The sequence below is a fragment of the Bradyrhizobium sp. genome (assembly GCF_035484855.1).
In the GTDB taxonomy this organism is placed as follows: domain Bacteria; phylum Pseudomonadota; class Alphaproteobacteria; order Rhizobiales; family Xanthobacteraceae; genus Bradyrhizobium.
Map to the genome: position 1 here is coordinate 24,821 of NZ_DATHOP010000025.1, position 17,218 is coordinate 42,038.

The 17,218-nt window shown below is 63.8% G+C and carries 15 protein-coding genes; 9 read left to right on the forward strand and 6 right to left on the reverse strand.

The features are described from left to right. Positions 1-16: 16 nt before the first annotated feature. Positions 17-1,822 carry a class I poly(R)-hydroxyalkanoic acid synthase gene (locus tag VK804_RS02180; protein WP_325367351.1) on the reverse strand — a complete coding sequence of 602 codons (1,806 nt, stop codon included), beginning with the start codon at positions 1,820-1,822 and terminating at the stop codon, positions 17-19. Positions 1,823-2,078: 256 nt separating this feature from the next. On the opposite strand from VK804_RS02180, the gene VK804_RS02185 reads away from it, so the two are divergent. The 5 genes from VK804_RS02185 (at position 2,079) to VK804_RS02205 (ending at position 7,120) form a co-directional block, all read left to right on the forward strand. Further along, on the forward strand, positions 2,079-2,390 hold the full coding sequence (locus VK804_RS02185) for a hypothetical protein (protein ID WP_325367353.1): 312 nt from the start codon (positions 2,079-2,081) through the stop codon (positions 2,388-2,390). 196 nt (positions 2,391-2,586) lie between these two features. After that, positions 2,587-3,807, forward strand: a complete 1,221-nt coding sequence (locus tag VK804_RS02190) for an LL-diaminopimelate aminotransferase (protein ID WP_325367355.1) — start codon at positions 2,587-2,589, stop codon at positions 3,805-3,807. Between the two features lie 103 nt (positions 3,808-3,910). Next, positions 3,911-5,230 carry a homoserine dehydrogenase gene (locus VK804_RS02195; protein WP_325367357.1) on the forward strand — a complete coding sequence of 440 codons (1,320 nt, stop codon included), beginning with the start codon at positions 3,911-3,913 and terminating at the stop codon, positions 5,228-5,230. A 44-nt stretch (positions 5,231-5,274) separates the two neighbouring features. After that, on the forward strand, positions 5,275-6,273 hold the full coding sequence (gene glpX, locus VK804_RS02200) for a class II fructose-bisphosphatase (protein ID WP_325367359.1): 999 nt from the start codon (positions 5,275-5,277) through the stop codon (positions 6,271-6,273). A 127-nt stretch (positions 6,274-6,400) separates the two neighbouring features. After that, on the forward strand, positions 6,401-7,120 hold the full coding sequence (locus VK804_RS02205; RefSeq protein WP_325367361.1) for a haloacid dehalogenase type II: 720 nt from the start codon (positions 6,401-6,403) through the stop codon (positions 7,118-7,120). Between the two features lie 240 nt (positions 7,121-7,360). On the opposite strand, the gene VK804_RS02210 is transcribed toward VK804_RS02205, so the two are convergent. Further along, positions 7,361-7,849 (reverse strand): YkgB family protein, encoded by a 489-nt coding sequence (locus tag VK804_RS02210; protein WP_325367363.1) that lies wholly within the window; start codon positions 7,847-7,849, stop codon positions 7,361-7,363. Between the two features lie 321 nt (positions 7,850-8,170). Between VK804_RS02210 and recJ the strand changes: the two genes are divergently transcribed. Next, on the forward strand, positions 8,171-10,012 hold the full coding sequence (gene recJ, locus VK804_RS02215; protein WP_325367365.1) for a single-stranded-DNA-specific exonuclease RecJ: 1,842 nt from the start codon (positions 8,171-8,173) through the stop codon (positions 10,010-10,012). Between the two features lie 99 nt (positions 10,013-10,111). Here the strand turns inward: recJ and VK804_RS02220 are convergent, their stop codons facing one another. From VK804_RS02220 to VK804_RS02235, 4 genes are all read right to left on the reverse strand, one after another. Further along, positions 10,112-11,344 carry a lytic murein transglycosylase gene (locus VK804_RS02220; protein WP_325367367.1) on the reverse strand — a complete coding sequence of 411 codons (1,233 nt, stop codon included), beginning with the start codon at positions 11,342-11,344 and terminating at the stop codon, positions 10,112-10,114. A 109-nt stretch (positions 11,345-11,453) separates the two neighbouring features. Then, a complete protein-coding gene (locus VK804_RS02225; RefSeq protein WP_325367369.1) occupies positions 11,454-13,034 on the reverse strand; it encodes a M23 family peptidase in 1,581 nt (526 codons plus the stop codon). A gap of 82 nt (positions 13,035-13,116) precedes the next feature. Continuing rightward, positions 13,117-13,683 carry an elongation factor P gene (gene efp, locus VK804_RS02230; RefSeq protein ID WP_325367371.1) on the reverse strand — a complete coding sequence of 189 codons (567 nt, stop codon included), beginning with the start codon at positions 13,681-13,683 and terminating at the stop codon, positions 13,117-13,119. A 197-nt stretch (positions 13,684-13,880) separates the two neighbouring features. Next, positions 13,881-14,576: a hypothetical protein gene (locus VK804_RS02235; RefSeq protein WP_325367373.1), complete on the reverse strand. Its 696-nt coding sequence runs from the start codon at positions 14,574-14,576 to the stop codon at positions 13,881-13,883. 115 nt (positions 14,577-14,691) lie between these two features. Here VK804_RS02235 and epmA point away from each other — a divergent pair, with 115 nt between their 5' ends. From epmA to VK804_RS02250, 3 genes are read left to right on the forward strand one after another with little or no spacing between them, the layout of a single operon-like run. Then, positions 14,692-15,759 (forward strand): EF-P lysine aminoacylase EpmA, encoded by a 1,068-nt coding sequence (gene epmA, locus VK804_RS02240; protein WP_325367375.1) that lies wholly within the window; start codon positions 14,692-14,694, stop codon positions 15,757-15,759. Continuing rightward, positions 15,756-16,865 (forward strand): lysine-2,3-aminomutase-like protein, encoded by a 1,110-nt coding sequence (locus tag VK804_RS02245; protein WP_325367377.1) that lies wholly within the window; start codon positions 15,756-15,758, stop codon positions 16,863-16,865. The genes epmA and VK804_RS02245 overlap by 4 nt, the downstream gene beginning before the upstream one ends. A gap of 30 nt (positions 16,866-16,895) precedes the next feature. Beyond that, positions 16,896-17,174 carry a hypothetical protein gene (locus VK804_RS02250; protein ID WP_325367379.1) on the forward strand — a complete coding sequence of 93 codons (279 nt, stop codon included), beginning with the start codon at positions 16,896-16,898 and terminating at the stop codon, positions 17,172-17,174. The last annotated feature ends 44 nt before the right edge of the window (positions 17,175-17,218 follow it).

Sequence of the window (17,218 nt, forward strand, 5' to 3'; positions counted from 1 at the left end):
AGCACGCAGCGTTGCGCTACGCGCGGACCCGGACGTAGCTGCCGGGCGCGTCCTCGATCGGCGGCAGCGCGTCGGTGCCGACGGTGCGCGCCGGCACCTGTTCGGCGTCGATGCTCTCCAGCCATTGCCGCCAGTCCGGCCACCACGAACCCTTGTGCTCCTGGGCTGCCTTGAGCCAGTCGGCGAGCGTCACATCCCTGATATTGTCGTTGGTCCAGAACTGGTATTTGCCCGAAGACGGCGGGTTGACGACGCCGGCGATGTGTCCCGATCCGGACAGCACGAATTTCACCGGGCCGCCGAAGAATTGCGAACCGTAAAGCACCGAATCCGCCGGCGCGATGTGATCCTCACGCGTTGCCAGATTGTAGATCGGCACCTTCACCTTCGACAGGTCCAATAGCGTGTTGTCCAGCACCATGCTGCCGGTCGACAGCCGGTTCTCCAGGTAGCAATTGCGCAGGTAATAGGAATGGTTGGCCGCCGGCATCCGCGTCGCATCCGAATTCCAGTGCAACAGGTCGAACGAGGAGGGCGGCTGCCCCTTCAGATAGTTGCTGACGACATAGGACCAGATCAGGTCGTTGGAACGCAGCATGTTGAAGGCCATCGCCATCTTGGAGCCTTCGAGCACGCCGGCTTCCTTCATGTCGCGCTCGAGCGCCGAGATCTGGTCTTCGTCGACGAACACCAGGAGATCGCCGGCATGGGTGAAATCGACTTGCGCGGCGAGGAACGTCGCCGAGGTCACGCGCACGCGGCGCTTTTCCGCCAGCCAGGCGAGCGTCGAGGCGAGCAGCGTGCCGCCGACGCAGTAGCCCATGGTGTGGACTTTCATCTCGCCGGTGGCCTTCTCGATTGCGTCTATCGCCGCCAGCGGGCCGTCCTTCATATAGTCTTCGAAGGTCTTGGCGCCGAGACTCTTGTCCGGATTGACCCAGGAGATCACGAACACCGTGACGCCCTGATCGACGCACCACTGGATGAAGGATTTGTCCGGCTTGAGGTCGAGGATGTAGAACTTGTTGATCCAGGGCGGCACGATCAGGAGCGGCGTGCGCAGCACGTTCTCCGTCGCGGGCGTGTACTGGATCAACTGCATCAAGTCGTTCTGATAGATCACCTTGCCCGGCGTGGTTGCCATGTTGACGCCGACCACGAGATTGGACGGGTCGGACTGGCGGATGCGCAGCGTGCCGCCGCCGGCCTCGATGTCTTCGGCCAGCATCTTCATGCCGCGAACCAGATTGTCGCCGTTGGAGGCAAGCGTCTCGCGCAACACTTCCGGATTGGTGAGGACGAAATTCGACGGCGCCAGCGCGTTGGTGATCTGCTGGACGTAGAACTCGGCCTTCTTGCGGGTGTGCGGATCGACGCCTTCGGCGTTGCGCACCAGTTCCTGCGCCCATTGCGTGGTGAGCAGATAGAGCTGCATCACGAAATCGAAGAACTGGTTGGATTTCCACTCGGGATCCTTGAAGCGCTTGTCGCGCGGCGACGGCGTGATCGCCGGCGGCGCGGCCTCGCCGGCCATGCGGCGCAACGAGGAACCCCAGAGATCGAGATAGGCCTTGGCGATCTTGGCCTGCAGGTCGCTCGATCGATCGGTGTCCGACAGCCAGTATTCGGCGACCGCGGTGAAGGTCTTGATCACTTCAGTGAGTTCGCTCGGCGGCTTGTCCTTGATCTCGCCGCTCTCCCGCGGCTTGAGATAGGCGGCCAGCGCCTGGCCGCTCGTCTCCATCGCCCGCGCGAGATTCAGCGCGAAGGTTTCCGGATCGAACTTCTTTTCGACCTTGGTTTCAATTGTGACGTCGCTCATGGTCGCCAACCCTATAGGTTCATTTTGCGTTCGTCACCGCGTTGATCGACGGCGCCGGTTGAGAGGTTAATCTTGGAATTTCCGGTGTTGCACTGCGACAAAACCTCTTGGTTCTGTCATATTGGGGCCGCACCGATGCGGTTTATTGTTGGGGCTTTAATCGTTTCGGGCGACAATGGTTTGAGCGCTGGCAGCAAAGGTTGATGAAATAAGCATCAGGCGGAGAGCCGAACGCGAAGTGGGGACTTCCGGGACGATGGCGCGGGATCGAAAAAAGCGGGCATTGGCCGCGGGAGCGCTGCTGGCAGCGGTGCTTGCGCTCGGCGGTTGCTCGTCGACATCGATCGCGGATTTGCCGATCGTCGGCACGCCGGCCGATGCGCCCGCGCGCGCCAAGGATCAAGGCGGCTACCTTCCGGTCCACGATATTCCGCCGGATCGGGACGAGCCCGAACTGGCGCCGGCGGAACGGGCCAAGATCGAGGCGGAACTCGCCGCCGCGCGGGACCGCCAGGCGTCCGCCGCCGCTGCCCAAAACCCGGCCGCCCAAAACCCGGCCGCCAAGTAACGCTTACGGCTGGCACGACCGGGTGTCCGTGCTAAAAGGACGGCAATTCAACCGCAAATCAGGGCGAGGACGATGTTTCTCCGCCTGAAATACCTCTAAGCTCCTGATTTAGCTTGATTTATGGATGGAGCCGAATTTCGGCTTCAAATCCACAAGGCTGGCGATTCCGCTTACGCGGTTGCCGGAGCGAGGTCCCATGGAAGATTTTTATCGCATTCGCCGTCTGCCGCCTTACGTGTTCGAACAGGTCAACCGGGCCAAGGCGGCCGCGCGCAATGCCGGTGCCGACATCATCGATCTCGGCATGGGCAATCCGGATCTGTCCACGCCGCCCCATGTGATCGAAAAACTCAAGGAAACGCTCGGCAAGCCGCGCACCGACCGCTATTCGGCGTCGCGCGGAATTACCGGGCTGCGCAAGGCGCAGGCCGGCTATTACGCCAGGCGATTTGGCGTCAAGCTGAACCCTGAAACCCAGATCGTGGCGACGCTGGGCTCGAAGGAAGGCTTTGCCAATGTGGCGCAGGCGATCACCGCGCCCGGCGATGTCGTGCTGTGCCCAAATCCGAGCTATCCGATCCACGCCTTCGGGTTCCTGATGGCCGGCGGCGTGATCCGCTCGGTGCCCTCAGAGCCGACGCCGCAATTCTTCGAAGCGGTCGAGCGCGCCATCATCCATTCGATCCCAAAGCCGCTGGCGATCGTGGTCTGCTATCCCTCCAATCCGACGGCCTATGTCGCGGACCTCGATTTCTACCGGGATCTGGTGGCGTTTGCGAAGAAGCACGAGATCTTCATCCTGTCCGACCTCGCCTATGCCGAGGTCTATTTCGACGACGACAACCCGCCACCTTCGGTGCTGCAGGTTCCCGGTGCGATCGACGTGACCGTGGAATTCACCTCGATGTCGAAGACGTTTTCGATGGCCGGCTGGCGGATGGGATTTGCGGTCGGCAACGATCGCATCATCGCCGCATTGGCGCGGGTGAAATCCTATCTCGATTACGGCGCGTTCACGCCGATCCAGGTCGCGGCCACCGCCGCGCTGAACGGACCCGAGGATTGCATCCGCGAAATGCGCGACACCTATCGCAAGCGCCGCGATGCGCTGGTCGAATCGTTCGGCCGGGCGGGATGGGAGATTCCGCCGCCTGACGCCTCGATGTTCGCCTGGGCGCCGCTGCCGCCGGCCTTCCGCGGCGTCGGCAGCATGCAGTTCGCAACCCTATTGGTGGAGAAATCCGGCGTCGTGGTGTCGCCGGGCGTTGCCTTCGGCGAGCACGGCGAGGGTTTTGTGCGCATCGCCATGGTGGAAAACGAGCAGCGCATCCGCCAGGCCGCCCGCGGCGTGCGGCGCTTCCTTGAAAGCGGCATCGAAACGTTGCACAACGTGGTTCCTCTCGCCAACCGGCGATAGGCATGATCCCGAAAAGCATGTCCCCGGGCTTGACCCGGGGATAGAAATGGTTTTCGGGCCAGATCATGCCTAGTTTAAGTCTTTCCGGCAGGTCTTTTTCGTCATGGTCGCACCCCTGAAGGTGGGTATTGCGGGGCTCGGCACTGTTGGCGCCGAAGTGGTCCGTCTGATCGAGAGCCAGGGCCGCATGTTGCAGGCTCGCTGCGGACGAAGCGTGCGCGTGGTCGCCGTCACCGCACGCTCCAAAGTGAAGAAGCGCGGCCTCGACCTGCGCGGCATCGCCTGGGCGAAGAGCCCGCTCGATCTGGCTACCGATCCCGGCATCGATTGCTTCGTCGAACTGATGGGCGGCTCCGGCGAGCCCGCGCTTTCGGCAATCGAAGCGGCGCTGAAATCCGGCAAGTCGGTCGTCACCGCCAACAAGGCGCTGATCGCCAAGCACGGCCTGCGGCTGGCGAGGGCCGCCGAGAAGCACGGCGGCGCACTGAATTTCGAGGCCGCCGTCGGTGCCGCGATCCCCGTCATCAAGACCTTGCGCGAGGGTCTTGCGGGCACCGAGATCAACCGCGTCTACGGCATCCTCAACGGCACCTGCAACTACATCCTGACCCGGATGGAGCAGGAAGGCTTGTCGTTCGCCGAATGCCTGAAGGATGCTCAAAGGCTCGGCTACGCCGAGGCCAACCCGTCCTTCGACGTCGACGGCCACGACACCGCGCAGAAGCTCGCGATCCTGGCGAGCCTCGCCTTCGGCACCAAGGTCGCGCAGAGCGCGGTCTATGTCGAAGGCATTTCCTCGATCAAGCCGGAGGATCTGCGCGCCGCCGAACAGCTCGGCTTTCGCGTAAAACTGCTCGGCGTTGCGGTGCGGACCGCGAAGGGCATCGAGCAGCGCGTGCATCCGACCATGGTGCCGAAATCCTCTTCGATCGCGCAGGTGATGGGCGTCACCAATGCGGTGACCATTGACGGCGCCGGCATTCCGCCGATCACGCTGGTCGGACCCGGCGCCGGCGGGGCGGCGACCGCCTCCGCCGTAATCGCCGACATTGCCGATGTCGCGCGCGGCATTCGCGCGAGGCCCTTCGGCCGTCCCGTTGACAGGCTGCGCGAGACCAGGAAGGCGCCGATGGAGCGGCACGAGGGCGGCTACTATATCCGCCTGATGGCGCGCGATCTCGCCGGCACCGCAGCCGCCATCGCCACCCGGTTGGCAGAGCAGAAAATCTCGATCGAATCGATCGTGCAGCGTCATCCCGACGGCGTTGACGCCAACGGCGCGAGCAACAAGGCCTCCCCGGTGCCGGTAATCCTGATTACCTATGCGACCAGCGAGGACGCCGTGTATCGCGCGCTGCAGGCGGTACAGCGCGACAAGGTGATAAGCGGCCGGCCGCAGGTGATACGGATCGAAAAGAACTAAGACGGGCCGGAAGGCCCACAAGTGAAGTCCAAGGGAGTGTTGCGATGTCCACCCATATTTCCGTACCGCCGCAGCTGTTGCTGGAGCGCGTCCTGACGCTCGAAATCGTGCGGGTGACGGAGCGCGCGGCGGTGTCGGCGGCGAGGCTTCGCGGCCATGGCAACGAGAAGGCCGCCGACCAGGCCGCGGTCGACGCCATGCGCCGCGAACTCAACAAGCTGCCGATCCAGGGCACGGTGGTGATCGGCGAGGGCGAGCGCGATGAGGCGCCGATGCTGTTCATCGGCGAGAAGGTCGGGATGAACACCGGTCCCGAAGTCGATATCGCCGTCGATCCGCTGGAAGGCACGACGCTGTGCGCCAAGGCCATGCCGGGCGCGATCGCCACCATGGCGATGGCCGATGGCGGCACGCTGTTGCACGCGCCCGATGTCTACATGCAGAAGATCGCGGTCGGCCCCGGCTACAAGAAGGGCGTGGTCGAGCTCGACGCCTCGCCGGCCGACAATGTCCGCCGCCTCGCCAAGGCCAAGGGCGTCGACACCAGCGCGATCACGGTCCTGGTGCTCGATCGCCCGCGGCACGCCGATATCATCAACGGCGTGCGCTCGACCGGCGCTGCAGTACGCCTGATCACCGACGGCGACGTCGCCGGCGTCATCCATTGCGCAGACCCCGACAATACCGGGGTCGACATGTATATCGGTACCGGCGGCGCGCCCGAGGGCGTGCTGGCGGCGGTGGCGCTGCGCTGCATCGGCGGCCAGATGCAGTGCCGGCTGATCCTCGACACCGAGGAGAAGCGCGAGCGCGCCCACAAAATGGGCGTCACCGATCCCCGCATGATCTACGGCATCGAGGACATGGCGCGCGGCGACTGCCTGTTCGCAGCGACCGGCGTCACGACGGGCTCGCTGCTCTCAGGCGTCAAGTTCCGGGGCGATGTCATCGAGACCGAGACCGTGGTGATGCGCTCGGTCACCGGCACGGTGCGCTATATCAAGGCCGATCACCGGCAGCTGGAAAAATTCCATCTGGACTAACGCCGTCATTCCGGGGCGATGCGCAGCATCGAACCCGGAATCTCGAGATTCCCCGATGCGCAATTGCGCATCTGAGGTCTGGTCCTTCGGGCCATCCCGGAATGACAACAACAATAGGAAGCGACCAATGTCCGACATTTCCGCGGTCAAGGCACTCGTGTTCGACGTCTTCGGCACCGTGGTCGACTGGCGCTCCAGCCTGATCGCCGATTTCACCAAATGGAGCGCGACGCGCGGCATCAAGGGCGACTGGACCGCGCTGGTCGATGGTTGGCGCGCCGTGTACCACGCCTCGATGGACGAGGTGCGAAAACATCCCGAGCGCGGCTATATGATCCTGGACAAACTGCACCGCCAGTCGCTGGAAAAACTGGTGGCGCAGCTTGGAATATCCGGCCTGACCGATGCCGACCTGCATTATCTCACCATGGGCTGGCACCGCCTCAACCCGTGGCCCGACAGCGTCTCCGGCCTGACACGGCTGAAGACAAAATACATCATCTCGCCGCTCTCCAACGGCAATGTCGCGCTGTTGACCGAGATGGCGAAGCACGCGGGCCTCCCCTGGGACCTGATCATGTCGGCGGAGCTGTTCGAACATTACAAGCCCGATCCCGAAACCTATCTCGGCGCCGCGCGCCTTTTGTGCCTTGCGCCGGAGCAGGTGATGATGGTCGCCGCCCACAACAACGACCTCAAGGCGGCGCAGAAACTGGGATTGAAGACGGCCTTCGTCGCGCGCCCGACCGAATACGGCCCGCTCCAGAAATACGATTTCGAGGCCAAAGGCGACTGGGATATTGTTGCGAAAGATTTTAACGGGATCGCTGAAAAGCTGGGGTGTTGAGTAGTCTTGCGCCGCTTGCTCTGCCGTCATCCTGAGGAGCCGCGCCGTTCGGCGCGGCATCTCGAAGGATGGGCCACGGGCTGTCATCCTTCGAGGCTCGCCGAAGAGGCGAGCACCTCAGGATGACGGCCATAAGCAAGCGCAGTCCGGACGAGCGAAGCGATATCCTTCCGGACTGGCATCACCCGCATATCGCTGCGTTCATGCGGGCGACACGCACCAAGTGGTGATGGAGGCTCGCTAGCCGGAGCGCAATCGGACGACGGATTGCGGCAGCGACGCGAGGAACAATACCGCGCAGACGCACAGCAGGACGATGTCCTTGAACAGAAATTCGCCGGTCAAGTTCCATGCGATCGGATCGGTAGATAAGCTCCATTTGACGACACCGGGCGTCGTGAAAAAGAACGACCACGTGACGGCAAAACTGAGCATCCCCATCAGCGAACCGATGGCCGACAGGATCGGGCTGAACGCGCCGGCCGCGAGAAGCGCCGCAATGCAGAGCTCGACAACGCCGAGAAGATTCGCTTCCCCCCTCAAGCCGAATACAGAAAGCCACGAAATGAACGGGCTATTGCTGATGTACTGGACGATGCCCTGAGCCGACTGAAGCGTGAACTTCTGTATGCCGAACGACACGAAGATGACGACCATGACCAGGCGGAGAGGGGCCAGGAGGTGATAAGAGCCGTGCCCTTTTTCAGCGACGTTGAAAGATGTCTTCATGCGATTGCAACGCTCCTCGATCGGGATTGACGGCGGCGGCGGCTCCTTAAAGGCGCTGCTCCTCGTATCCGTTACGCATGCGCGGCACCGTCGTTACGCTCATTCGCGGTTCCCCGATTCACAAATATGTGCATGACGGGCGTCCCCGTCAGCGCGATGAGAAAGTCGGTTGGGCGCCGATTATTTACCGAAGGAAGCCGCCAAAATCATTCGCGTGGGGGCCCTATCTCAGCCGTCATCCGGGGATCACGGGTATAAGTCGGCACCGGCGCGCACGAATCATTGAACCTCCGACGATCCGGCTTATCTGCTGGATGCATCATGACGTTCCCCGCAACCGCATTCCCCCTCGAGCCGCCGCCGGCATTTCTCGGCGTCGCGCATTCGGCGACCGGAAAATTGTGGCGCGACCGGCTCGATGCGCGCGGGGCGGCGCGGGCGCTGGCGATCGTGCAGCGCCACCAGTTGCCGGAGATGCTGGCGCGGGTGCTGGCGGGGCGCGACGTCGAGATCGACGCGGTCGAGGACTTTCTCGATCCGACCATCCGCAAATTGATGCCCGATCCCTATACCGTGACGCAGATGGAAGCCGCGGCGAAGCGCATCGCGGAGGCGGCCACGCGCGGCGAGAAAGTCGCGATCTTCGGCGACTATGATGTCGACGGCGCCACGTCGGCGGCATTGCTTGCCTGGCACCTGCGCCATTGCGGGCTCGATCCGCTGATCCACATTCCTGACCGCATCTTCGAAGGCTACGGCCCCAATGTCGAGGCCGTGCGAATGCTCAGCGAGAAGGGCGCTACGCTCCTGGTGACGGTCGATTGCGGCACCACCAGCCTCGAGCCGCTCGCCGAAGCGCGCCGGCTCGGCCTGTCCGTCGTCGTCATCGATCACCATCAATGCGGCGACGAACTGCCCGTGGTCGAGGCGCTGGTCAATCCGAACCGGCTGGATGATCTCTCCGGCCTCGGCCATCTCGCCGCGGTCGGACTCGTGCTGGTAACGCTGGTCGCGGTCAATCGCGAACTGCGCGCGCGGGGTTTTTGGACCGCCGAAATGCCGGAGCCGGATCTGCTCGGCATGCTGCATCACGTAGCGCTCGGCACCGTGGCCGATGTCGCGCCGCTGATCGGGCTCAATCGCGCCTTTGTCGCCAAGGGCCTGATCGCGATGCGCCGCCGCGACCACGTCGGCCACACCGCGCTGATGGATGTGTCGCGGCTCAACGGGCCGCCCGAGGCCTGGCATCTCGGTTTCATGCTGGGTCCGCGCATCAATGCCGGCGGACGGATCGGCCGCGCCGATCTCGGCGTGCGGCTGTTGCTGGAGGGCGACGTCTCGGAAGCGGCACGGATCGCCACTGAGCTTGACCGGCTCAACAGCGAACGCCGCGTCATCGAGCAGATGGCGGAAGCCCAGGCCGAGGCCGAGGCGCTGGCTTCGCTCGGACTCGAAGACAAGGGCTCGGTGATCGTCACGGCGTCGGAGGGCTGGCATCCCGGCGTGGTCGGTCTCGTCGCCTCCAGGCTGAAGGAAAAATTCGGCCGGCCCGCGTTTGCGATTGCGCTCGAGCCCGGCGGCATCGGCACCGGCTCGGGCCGCTCGATCGGCGGCGTCGATCTCGGCAAGGCCGTGCGGCAGGCCGTTCACGACGGCCTGCTGATGAAAGGCGGCGGCCACGCCATGGCCGCGGGTGTCACCTTGCGCAAGGAAAAACTCGCGGAATTTCGCGCCTACATGGAAAGCGTGCTCGCCCAGGACGTCGCGGCCTCGCGCCATGTCAACGAACTCCTGATCGACGGCGCGGTGAGCGCGCGCGCGGTGACGCCGGAACTGGCGGCAACGCTTAATCGCGCCGGTCCGTTCGGCAGCGGCAATCCGGAGCCGGTGATCGCACTGCCGTCGCATCAGCTGGTCTATGCCGATGAAGTGGGGCAGGCGCATCTGCGGTTGCGGTTCAAATCCGGCGACGGCGCCATCGTCAACGGCATCGCGTTCCGCTCGATCGGCCAGAAGCTTGGTAACGCGCTCGCGGCAAATCGCGGCCAGCCGTTGCATGTCGCGGGCTCGCTCGCGGTCGATCGCTATCAGGGCACCGAGCGGGTGCAACTGCGCGTGCTCGATGTCGCCGTGCCGGATCAGGGACCGGCGGTGATACGGTGACGCCGCTGCTTCAGCGTCATTGCGAGCGCAGCGAAGCAATCCATTCTTTCTTCTCTGCGCGAGATGGATTGCTTCGCTGCGCTCGCAATGACGGTGTTGCTATGACCCCTGCCGCAACCTCGCCAGCACCTTCAGCCCGCCGTACCCATCTGCCGGCTCCATCCCCGTCTTGATCTGGAAATCCCGGATCGCGGCCATGGTGTCGTTGCCGACGCGGCCGTCGGTGCCGCCGGTATCGAAGCCTGCCTTGGTCAGGCGCACCTGCATTTCCTGCACTTCAGCTAATGTGAGCGCGCGCTCGGAACCGGGGAAGGGCTGCAGGAAGGGCGGTGCGCCCAAAATGCGGTCGCCGAGATGGCAGATCGCCAGTGCGTAGTTCATCGAGGGGTTGTAGCTCCTCACCGAATAGAAATTCGGCCCCAGCAGGAACGCCGGCCCGCCTGCGACCGGCATCCATAGTTTTGCCGAGGCGTTCGGTTGCGGGAATGGCTGGCCGTCGGCGCGGGTTACACCGGCGCTGGACCAGGCGGCGTAGGTCTTGTTGCCACCGCTTGCGCCGGGCGCGCGAACTTCATAACCCCAATGCTCGCCGCGATGATACTTGCCGCGATCGACCAGGAATTTCGCCGTCGACCCCAGCGCATCGTCCGGCTTGCCGAACGGCGAAATCTTGCCGTCATGGTCGTAGTCGATGCCGACATTGAGCCAGACTTCGGGCATCCACTGGGTATGTCCCATCGCGCCGGCCCAGGAGCCGCGCATCTGCTCCGGCGTGGACCAGCCGCGATCGACGATGCGCAGTGCATTGATCAGCTCGCTCTGCCAATAGGCCTTGCGGCGCGGCTCGTTCCAGGCGAGCGCCGCCAGCGAGGGAAATACCGGTCGCATATGGTTCTGCTGTACCAGCGGATCGCCGAACGCGGATTCGACGCCCCACAGCGCCAAGAGCGTGCCGCGCTCGACGCCGAAATCCTGTTCGATCCGTGCGAACAGCGCCTCGTTCTTCTTTAGCGCCTCCTTGCCGGCGATGATGCGCCAGTCGGAAACGCGGCGATTGATGTATTGCCAGATCTCCTCGTTGAATTCCGGCTGGTTGTGCATTTCCGTGAACACGGACATGTCCGGTTCGACATGGCCCATGGCGCGGGTCCAGGTCGCTTCCGTTATGCCTTTTGCCAATGCGCGCGCGCGAAAGGCCTCGCGCCATCGATCGAAGCCGGGCGGGGCCGCGGCGAACGCGGCAAGCGGATGCGCCAGCAGTGCCGCGGCGGCGAGGCCGGATCGCAGTAGGGTACGGCGCGTGTGGGCGTTCGGAGAATCAGGTGGTTTCATCGTGCCAGTCTAGCGGCGCGAAAGGGGATGCACCAAAAGGTCATTCGAGCCACAACGCACGATTCCGCGGCAATTTTTGGGAGGCGGCGTGGCGCGCGTGACGCGAGGGTCAGTTCTCGCCACCTTCCTGGCTGTCGGGACGCGCGATATCCTCCGGCATCGCATGGGCCACCTCGGGCGCCGCCGCGATTTCCGGTCCGATCACGCGGCCGCGGCCGCGGATCAGGCGCTCATAGGCCGAAACCAAGGTGGCGTAGGGATTGACCCAGAGCCAGCCGTCGCGGGTGAACACCTGGACGTCGAAATGCAGATGACGCGAGGTGCCGTTGGGGTGGTCGAGGTAATTGGAAACCACGCCGATTTTCTCGCCTTCCTCGACGCTGCGTCCATTCAGGACGCCGTCGGCGTCCATCGTTGCGGGATTCATGTGCATGTAGCGAAAACGAATGTGTTCGGTCGCGCTGTTGATCTGCAGCGTCGCCGCCTGCTGCTTGAGGGAGCGGATCACGGTGCTGTCGCGAACCGCGACCACCGCCTGCTGCCTGGGGTCGCAGTGCTCGGCGCCCTCGCCATTCGGCGGACAGGGCGCCGGGCGGATATCCTCCCCCTGATGACCAAAGCCGCTGGGACACTGGCCCACGTTGAAACTGCGCGCTTCGCAGAAATTATCCTGCCAGGGGTAACTGGTGTTGCTGCCGGCGAGTTCGTCCGCGGGCCTGTCGCTGGAACGGCGGTTCCGAAATTCCTGCGAGTGCACGTAAGCCGGGGCTCTTTCCAGGGGAAAGCGGATTTGCGAATAGGCGGTGATGTCGAAGCGGCCGCCCTGCTTGCGATGCCCGCTGTTGGCGATGATGTCGCCGGCGAGGCGATAGGTGAAATCCGGTGAGGTATCCGCCGGCCGCTCGGCGATGCCGCTGGGAAGATCGAGGCGCGGCCGCGAGGGCAGGCCGCCTGCGACATGCAGGGCTTTGAGGAATCGCTCGGCCACCGGATAAGCCTCGCGGCAGGCCAGGCGCCGCGCGCGCGGCGTCGAGTCCAGGCACTGGATCGACACCACATAGGGCACGCCGAAGCGGGTGAAGGCGTAGCGCACATAACCTTCCCGGATGAAGCGGCGCAGGTCGGGATATTGCGCCGCCAGCGCTTTCACCGGTTCACCCTTGCCGCCTGTGGGATCGTTGATGTCGTAGATGAGGATCGAGCCGGTGATCTGGACTTCGACCGGCTTGGCAAAGGTCCGCTGCGGCAGGCCGTCGCCGGCGCCCGGCTCGAGCGAAAACGTTGCGTCGTAGCCGGCAGGTCCGGCGTCGAACAGGTCCACGGGACGGAAGTCGGCCTGGTAGTGCGACACCGACAGGCTCGCCGGAACTTCGTTCAGCTGCGCGTTGAGGAATGCGGCGGGGTCGAACGGCAGCAGCACTGGAACCGGGCTGCGCCCGATCCCCGTGAAGATCTGCGAGGCCGTGGCGTTGAGTTGCACCAGAGCCGGCGTCGAGCGCGGATCATAAGCGGGCAGGCGGTAGCGGCGGGTAAAGGAAAACGCCGAAGCCGCCGCCGGCTGGGTGTTGATCTCGGTCCGCAGCTGGTCGAGCGCGGCGCGCCAATCGACGCGCACCGCCGAAATCGCCGGCGTCCTGAATTCGTCGGCGCACAGCGTCGAATGGCCGGCGAGCAATAGCGCAACGGCCATGAGGGTTGCCGCAAGGAGCCGGGGCAAGGGACGGCAGACAGCCTGCTTTCTCAACTCCCCCCGACGCATGTCCTGATGCCGCTTAGTCCTTTGCACGCTCGACGTAGGAGCCGTCTTCGGTCATGACCACGATGCGCGTGCCGGTGCCGATGTGCGGCGGCACGGCGGTGCGCACGCCATTGGAAAGAATGGCAGGCTTGTAGGAGGAGGATGCCGTCTGGCCCTTGGTGACGGGCTCGGTCTCCACCACTTCCAGCGTCGCGCGCTGCGGCATCGTGATCGCCACCGGGATGACGCCGTGCAGCGAAAGCTTGACGGTCATGTTTTCCTGCAAATAGGGCGCAGCCGAGCCTACGATGTCATCGGGCACCTGAACCTGATCGTAGTTCTCGTTGTTCATGAAGTGAAAGCCGTCGGCGTCCTTGTAGAGGTAGTTGAAATTCTGGTCCTCGATGGTCGCCTTTTCCACCTGGTCGGTGGTTTTGTAGCGCTCGGAAATCTTCACCCCGTCGCTGATCCGGCGCATTTCGATCTGGCTGACCGGCGTCCCCTTGCCGGGATGGATGTTTTCGGCGGTGAGAACCACGTAAAGCTTGCCGTCTTGCTCGATGACGTTGCCCTTGCGAATAGAACTGGCGATGACTTTCAAAGCTGATTTTCCTGATGTTCTGGCCCGGGACCGGTCGAAACGTGGATGTCCCGAGGCCAGCGAAGCGGTTTCGGGCTGCAACATACTGATTTTGCCGCTCGATGCCAGCGTTTTGCACCCCCTGAGAGCGGCTCCTTGACGGCCATCGATGACCGGGCTCCGGTCCTGCCGGCCGCCTGAGCACCCAGCGCTCGATCTCATTTCGGCTTGGGATACGTGATTGCCTTGGCGTTGTGCTCGGCGAAGTCAGGAGGCACCGAAAACGAGCCGGTCTTGAGATCGTAGACGCAGTGCCAGTCTTCGATCCATGGGGCGGTCTTGTCGTCTTCACCCTGCATGTCGAAGTTCAGGCTGATCACCACGTAGCGGCTGTCCGGCCAATGCTGCCCCATCCCGGCGTAATTGTCGTCCATGCCCTTGACCAGCGCCGCAAAGGCGTGATCGAGCGAGTAGGGGTCCTTGGGATCCCGATGCATGCCCTTCGAATCCGGCGTGGTGAAGAAATAATCCCAGGCCATGTCGCTCAGGGGTTTTTTGGTCGCTTGTGAGAATTGGTCGCCGTGCCTGCGGTACAGGAAGAGCGTCTGATAACCCGCGCCCATCTTCTGCATCCGTATCAGCCACTGGCTATCAGGGCTAAATCGAAATCCGGCCTGATAGCCGGCCATGTCCTCGCCCTCGCCGGGGTTCAGGAGAGAGGCGTGCCGGTGACCGGCATCGAAGATCCAGAACTTGAAAAGCAGACCCTGATCTTTCTGTTCCTTGGCATATTGCTCCAGCCGCAGCTTGTGGTCGGGGGATTCGAAGGTGGGGGCGTCCGCGAGCTTGAAACCGGCTCCGGGGCCATCGGCACAGGCCGGCGCTGCCGTTGCCAGTGCCAGCAACAGCGCCATCCCCATTGGTCGTAATCTCTGTTCAAACATTGCTTGATTCCTGGTTCACGGTTAGTCACCGAAGGGGCGCCGGAGGTTCGGACCGCATGACGATGCATCGACGCAAATGGACCAAATGACGAAAAACCCCGCTGGCGATCCCGACCGGCTATCGCCCTGGTGGACACCCGAGCGGCATGCCGATATCCGGCCGTTTCTGGCGGCGCGGAGCGCTGTCATCCGGGCTGTCAGGGCATGGTTCGAGGCGCAGGGATTTGTCGAGGTCGAAACCCCGATCTTGCAGGTTTCGCCGGGAAACGAGACCCACTTGCATGCGCCGCGCGCGGAGGTGCGCCGCGCCGACGGCAGCCGCGCGACACGGTACTTGCGGACCTCGCCGGAATTTGCCTGCAAGAAATTGCTGGCCGCGGGCGAGCAGAGGATTTTCGAGTTTGCCCGGGTGTTTCGCGACCGCGAGCAGGGCGACATGCACCTCGGCGAATTCACCATGCTGGAATGGTACCGCGCCAATGCCGACTATGACGCGGTCATGGCAGACAGCATCGTGATCATCGCGCAGGCAGCCCAGGCGACCGGGATCGGGCGATTTTCGTTTCGCGGCCGGGTTGCCGATCCCTTTGCCGAGCCGGAACTGTTGACGGTGGCGGCAGCCTTCGAACGCTTTGCCGGCATTGACCTGCTTTCAACCATCGCCGATGGCAAAGGCGACCGGGACGGACTGGCGGCTGTCGCTGCGGATTTGATACGGATCAGTGACAATGACAGCTGGTCGGATATGTTCAGCAAAATTCTGGTTGAGCATGTCGAGCCGAGGCTGGGGCAGGGGCGTTTGACGGTGTTGTTCGAATATCCGGTTCCGGAAGCCGCGCTGGCGCGCGCCTCACCCTCCGATCCGCGCGTCGCCGAGCGGTTCGAGGTCTATGCCTGCGGCGTGGAACTCGCCAACGGATTTGGCGAGTTGACCGACGCGCGCGAACAGCGCGCCCGTTTTGTGCAGGCCATGGACGAAAAACAGCGTCGTTATGGCGAGCGTTATCCGCTGGATGAGGATTTTCTCGACGCCGTCGCAGTCATGCCGCCATCAAGCGGGGTCGCCCTCGGCTTCGACCGGCTGGTGATGCTGGCGAGCGGCGCACTCAGGATCGATCAGGTGGTGTGGATGCCGCCGTCGGGGGAAAGATGAACCGTTTCGACAACCCCTACAGTTTCAAGCCGACCGCGACCTTGCGGGAGCCCACCGAGCTCGTCGCCCAGGGGCTGGCGTCGGTCGCGGATCTGGCGGATCTGGAAAAGGTCGCGGCGCGTTATGCGATTGCGGTGACGCCCGATATCGCGGCCCTGATCGATCCCGACGATCCCGACGATCCGATCGCGCGGCAGTTCATTCCCAGCCGCGAGGAACTGGTGAAGCGCGAAGGCGAGAGCACTGATCCGATCGGCGATGATGCCCACTCGCCGGTCTCGGGCATCGTGCATCGCTACCCCGACCGGGTGCTGTTCAAGCTGGTGCATGTCTGCGCGGTCTATTGCCGGTTTTGTTTCCGCCGCGAAATGGTCGGGCCGGGCAAGGCGGCGGCGCTGTCGCAGGGCGCCTACGACAACGCGCTGGCCTATATCCGGGCGCATCCCGAAATATGGGAAGTGATCCTGACCGGCGGCGATCCCTTGATGCTGTCGCCGCGGCGGCTCGCCGAGATCATGGCCGATCTTGCCGCGGTCGATCATGTCAGGATCATCCGGATTCATACCCGCGTTCCCGTCGCCGATCCCGCGCGCATCACGCCGGAGATGGTCGCAGCCCTCAAGGTCGAGGGCGCGACCACTTGGGTTGCGCTGCACGCCAATCATGCCAGGGAATTGACGGTGCGCGTGCGGGCCGCCTGCGCCGCGCTCGTCGACGCCGGCATTCCCATGGTGAGCCAGTCGGTGCTGTTGCGCGGCGTCAATGACGATATTGCCGTGCTGGAAGCGTTGATGCGGGCCTTCGTCGAATGCCGCATAAAACCCTATTACCTGCATCACGGCGATCTCGCGCCCGGCACGTCGCATTTGCGCACCACGCTGGAGGCGGGGCAGGAATTGATGCGAAACCTGCGGGGGAGGGTTTCCGGGCTTTGCCAGCCGGAATATGTACTCGATATACCCGGTGGCCACGGCAAGTCGCCGGTCGGCCCGAGCTACCTGTGGCCTTCAGATTCTTTTTCGCGGGAACGTGAAGTGGAACCGGAAACGCGCTATCGTGTCGTCGATTATTGCGGTGACGTGCATCTCTATCCCCCGAAACCGTGATGCGTTTCTCTGCAGGAAGGGAGCAGCAAGATGCGAAAACTGTTCACGACCAAATCGATCGCGGCCGCATCGGTCGCGACCTTGGCGCTTCTGGCGCTGATCGCGGGTCCTTCGGCCACCGCGCAGACCGGCACCGGATCGCCGGGCGCGAGCCCGGCCACGGGCGTTCGAGAAGCCCCGGTCGGCCATCGCCAGCCGCGGGCAGGCGATGTCCCCTCGGAGAAGAATCTGGCCAATCCGAACGATCCGACCAACAAGGAAGACGCAGCCCTCGACAAGAAGATCAAGAGCATCTGCCGCGGCTGCTAGGGCGTTTTCGAGCGAAAGCCTGCCCCGCATTTGATGCGGGGTGG

Excerpts from the sequence above, each read along its gene's own strand:
- VK804_RS02180 (WP_325367351.1), bottom strand. The coding sequence starts at position 1,822 with ATGAGCGACGTCACAATTGAAACCAAGGTCGAAAAGAAGTTCGATCCG.
- VK804_RS02185 (WP_325367353.1), top strand. The coding sequence starts at position 2,079 with ATGGCGCGGGATCGAAAAAAGCGGGCATTGGCCGCGGGAGCGCTGCTG.
- VK804_RS02190 (WP_325367355.1), top strand. The coding sequence starts at position 2,587 with ATGGAAGATTTTTATCGCATTCGCCGTCTGCCGCCTTACGTGTTCGAA.
- VK804_RS02195 (WP_325367357.1), top strand. The coding sequence starts at position 3,911 with ATGGTCGCACCCCTGAAGGTGGGTATTGCGGGGCTCGGCACTGTTGGC.
- glpX (WP_325367359.1), top strand. The coding sequence starts at position 5,275 with ATGTCCACCCATATTTCCGTACCGCCGCAGCTGTTGCTGGAGCGCGTC.
- VK804_RS02205 (WP_325367361.1), top strand. The coding sequence starts at position 6,401 with ATGTCCGACATTTCCGCGGTCAAGGCACTCGTGTTCGACGTCTTCGGC.
- VK804_RS02210 (WP_325367363.1), bottom strand. The coding sequence starts at position 7,849 with ATGAAGACATCTTTCAACGTCGCTGAAAAAGGGCACGGCTCTTATCAC.
- recJ (WP_325367365.1), top strand. The coding sequence starts at position 8,171 with ATGACGTTCCCCGCAACCGCATTCCCCCTCGAGCCGCCGCCGGCATTT.
- VK804_RS02220 (WP_325367367.1), bottom strand. The coding sequence starts at position 11,344 with ATGAAACCACCTGATTCTCCGAACGCCCACACGCGCCGTACCCTACTG.
- VK804_RS02225 (WP_325367369.1), bottom strand. The coding sequence starts at position 13,034 with ATGGCCGTTGCGCTATTGCTCGCCGGCCATTCGACGCTGTGCGCCGAC.
- VK804_RS02235 (WP_325367373.1), bottom strand. The coding sequence starts at position 14,576 with ATGGCGCTGTTGCTGGCACTGGCAACGGCAGCGCCGGCCTGTGCCGAT.
- epmA (WP_325367375.1), top strand. The coding sequence starts at position 14,692 with ATGACGAAAAACCCCGCTGGCGATCCCGACCGGCTATCGCCCTGGTGG.
- VK804_RS02245 (WP_325367377.1), top strand. The coding sequence starts at position 15,756 with ATGAACCGTTTCGACAACCCCTACAGTTTCAAGCCGACCGCGACCTTG.
- VK804_RS02250 (WP_325367379.1), top strand. The coding sequence starts at position 16,896 with ATGCGAAAACTGTTCACGACCAAATCGATCGCGGCCGCATCGGTCGCG.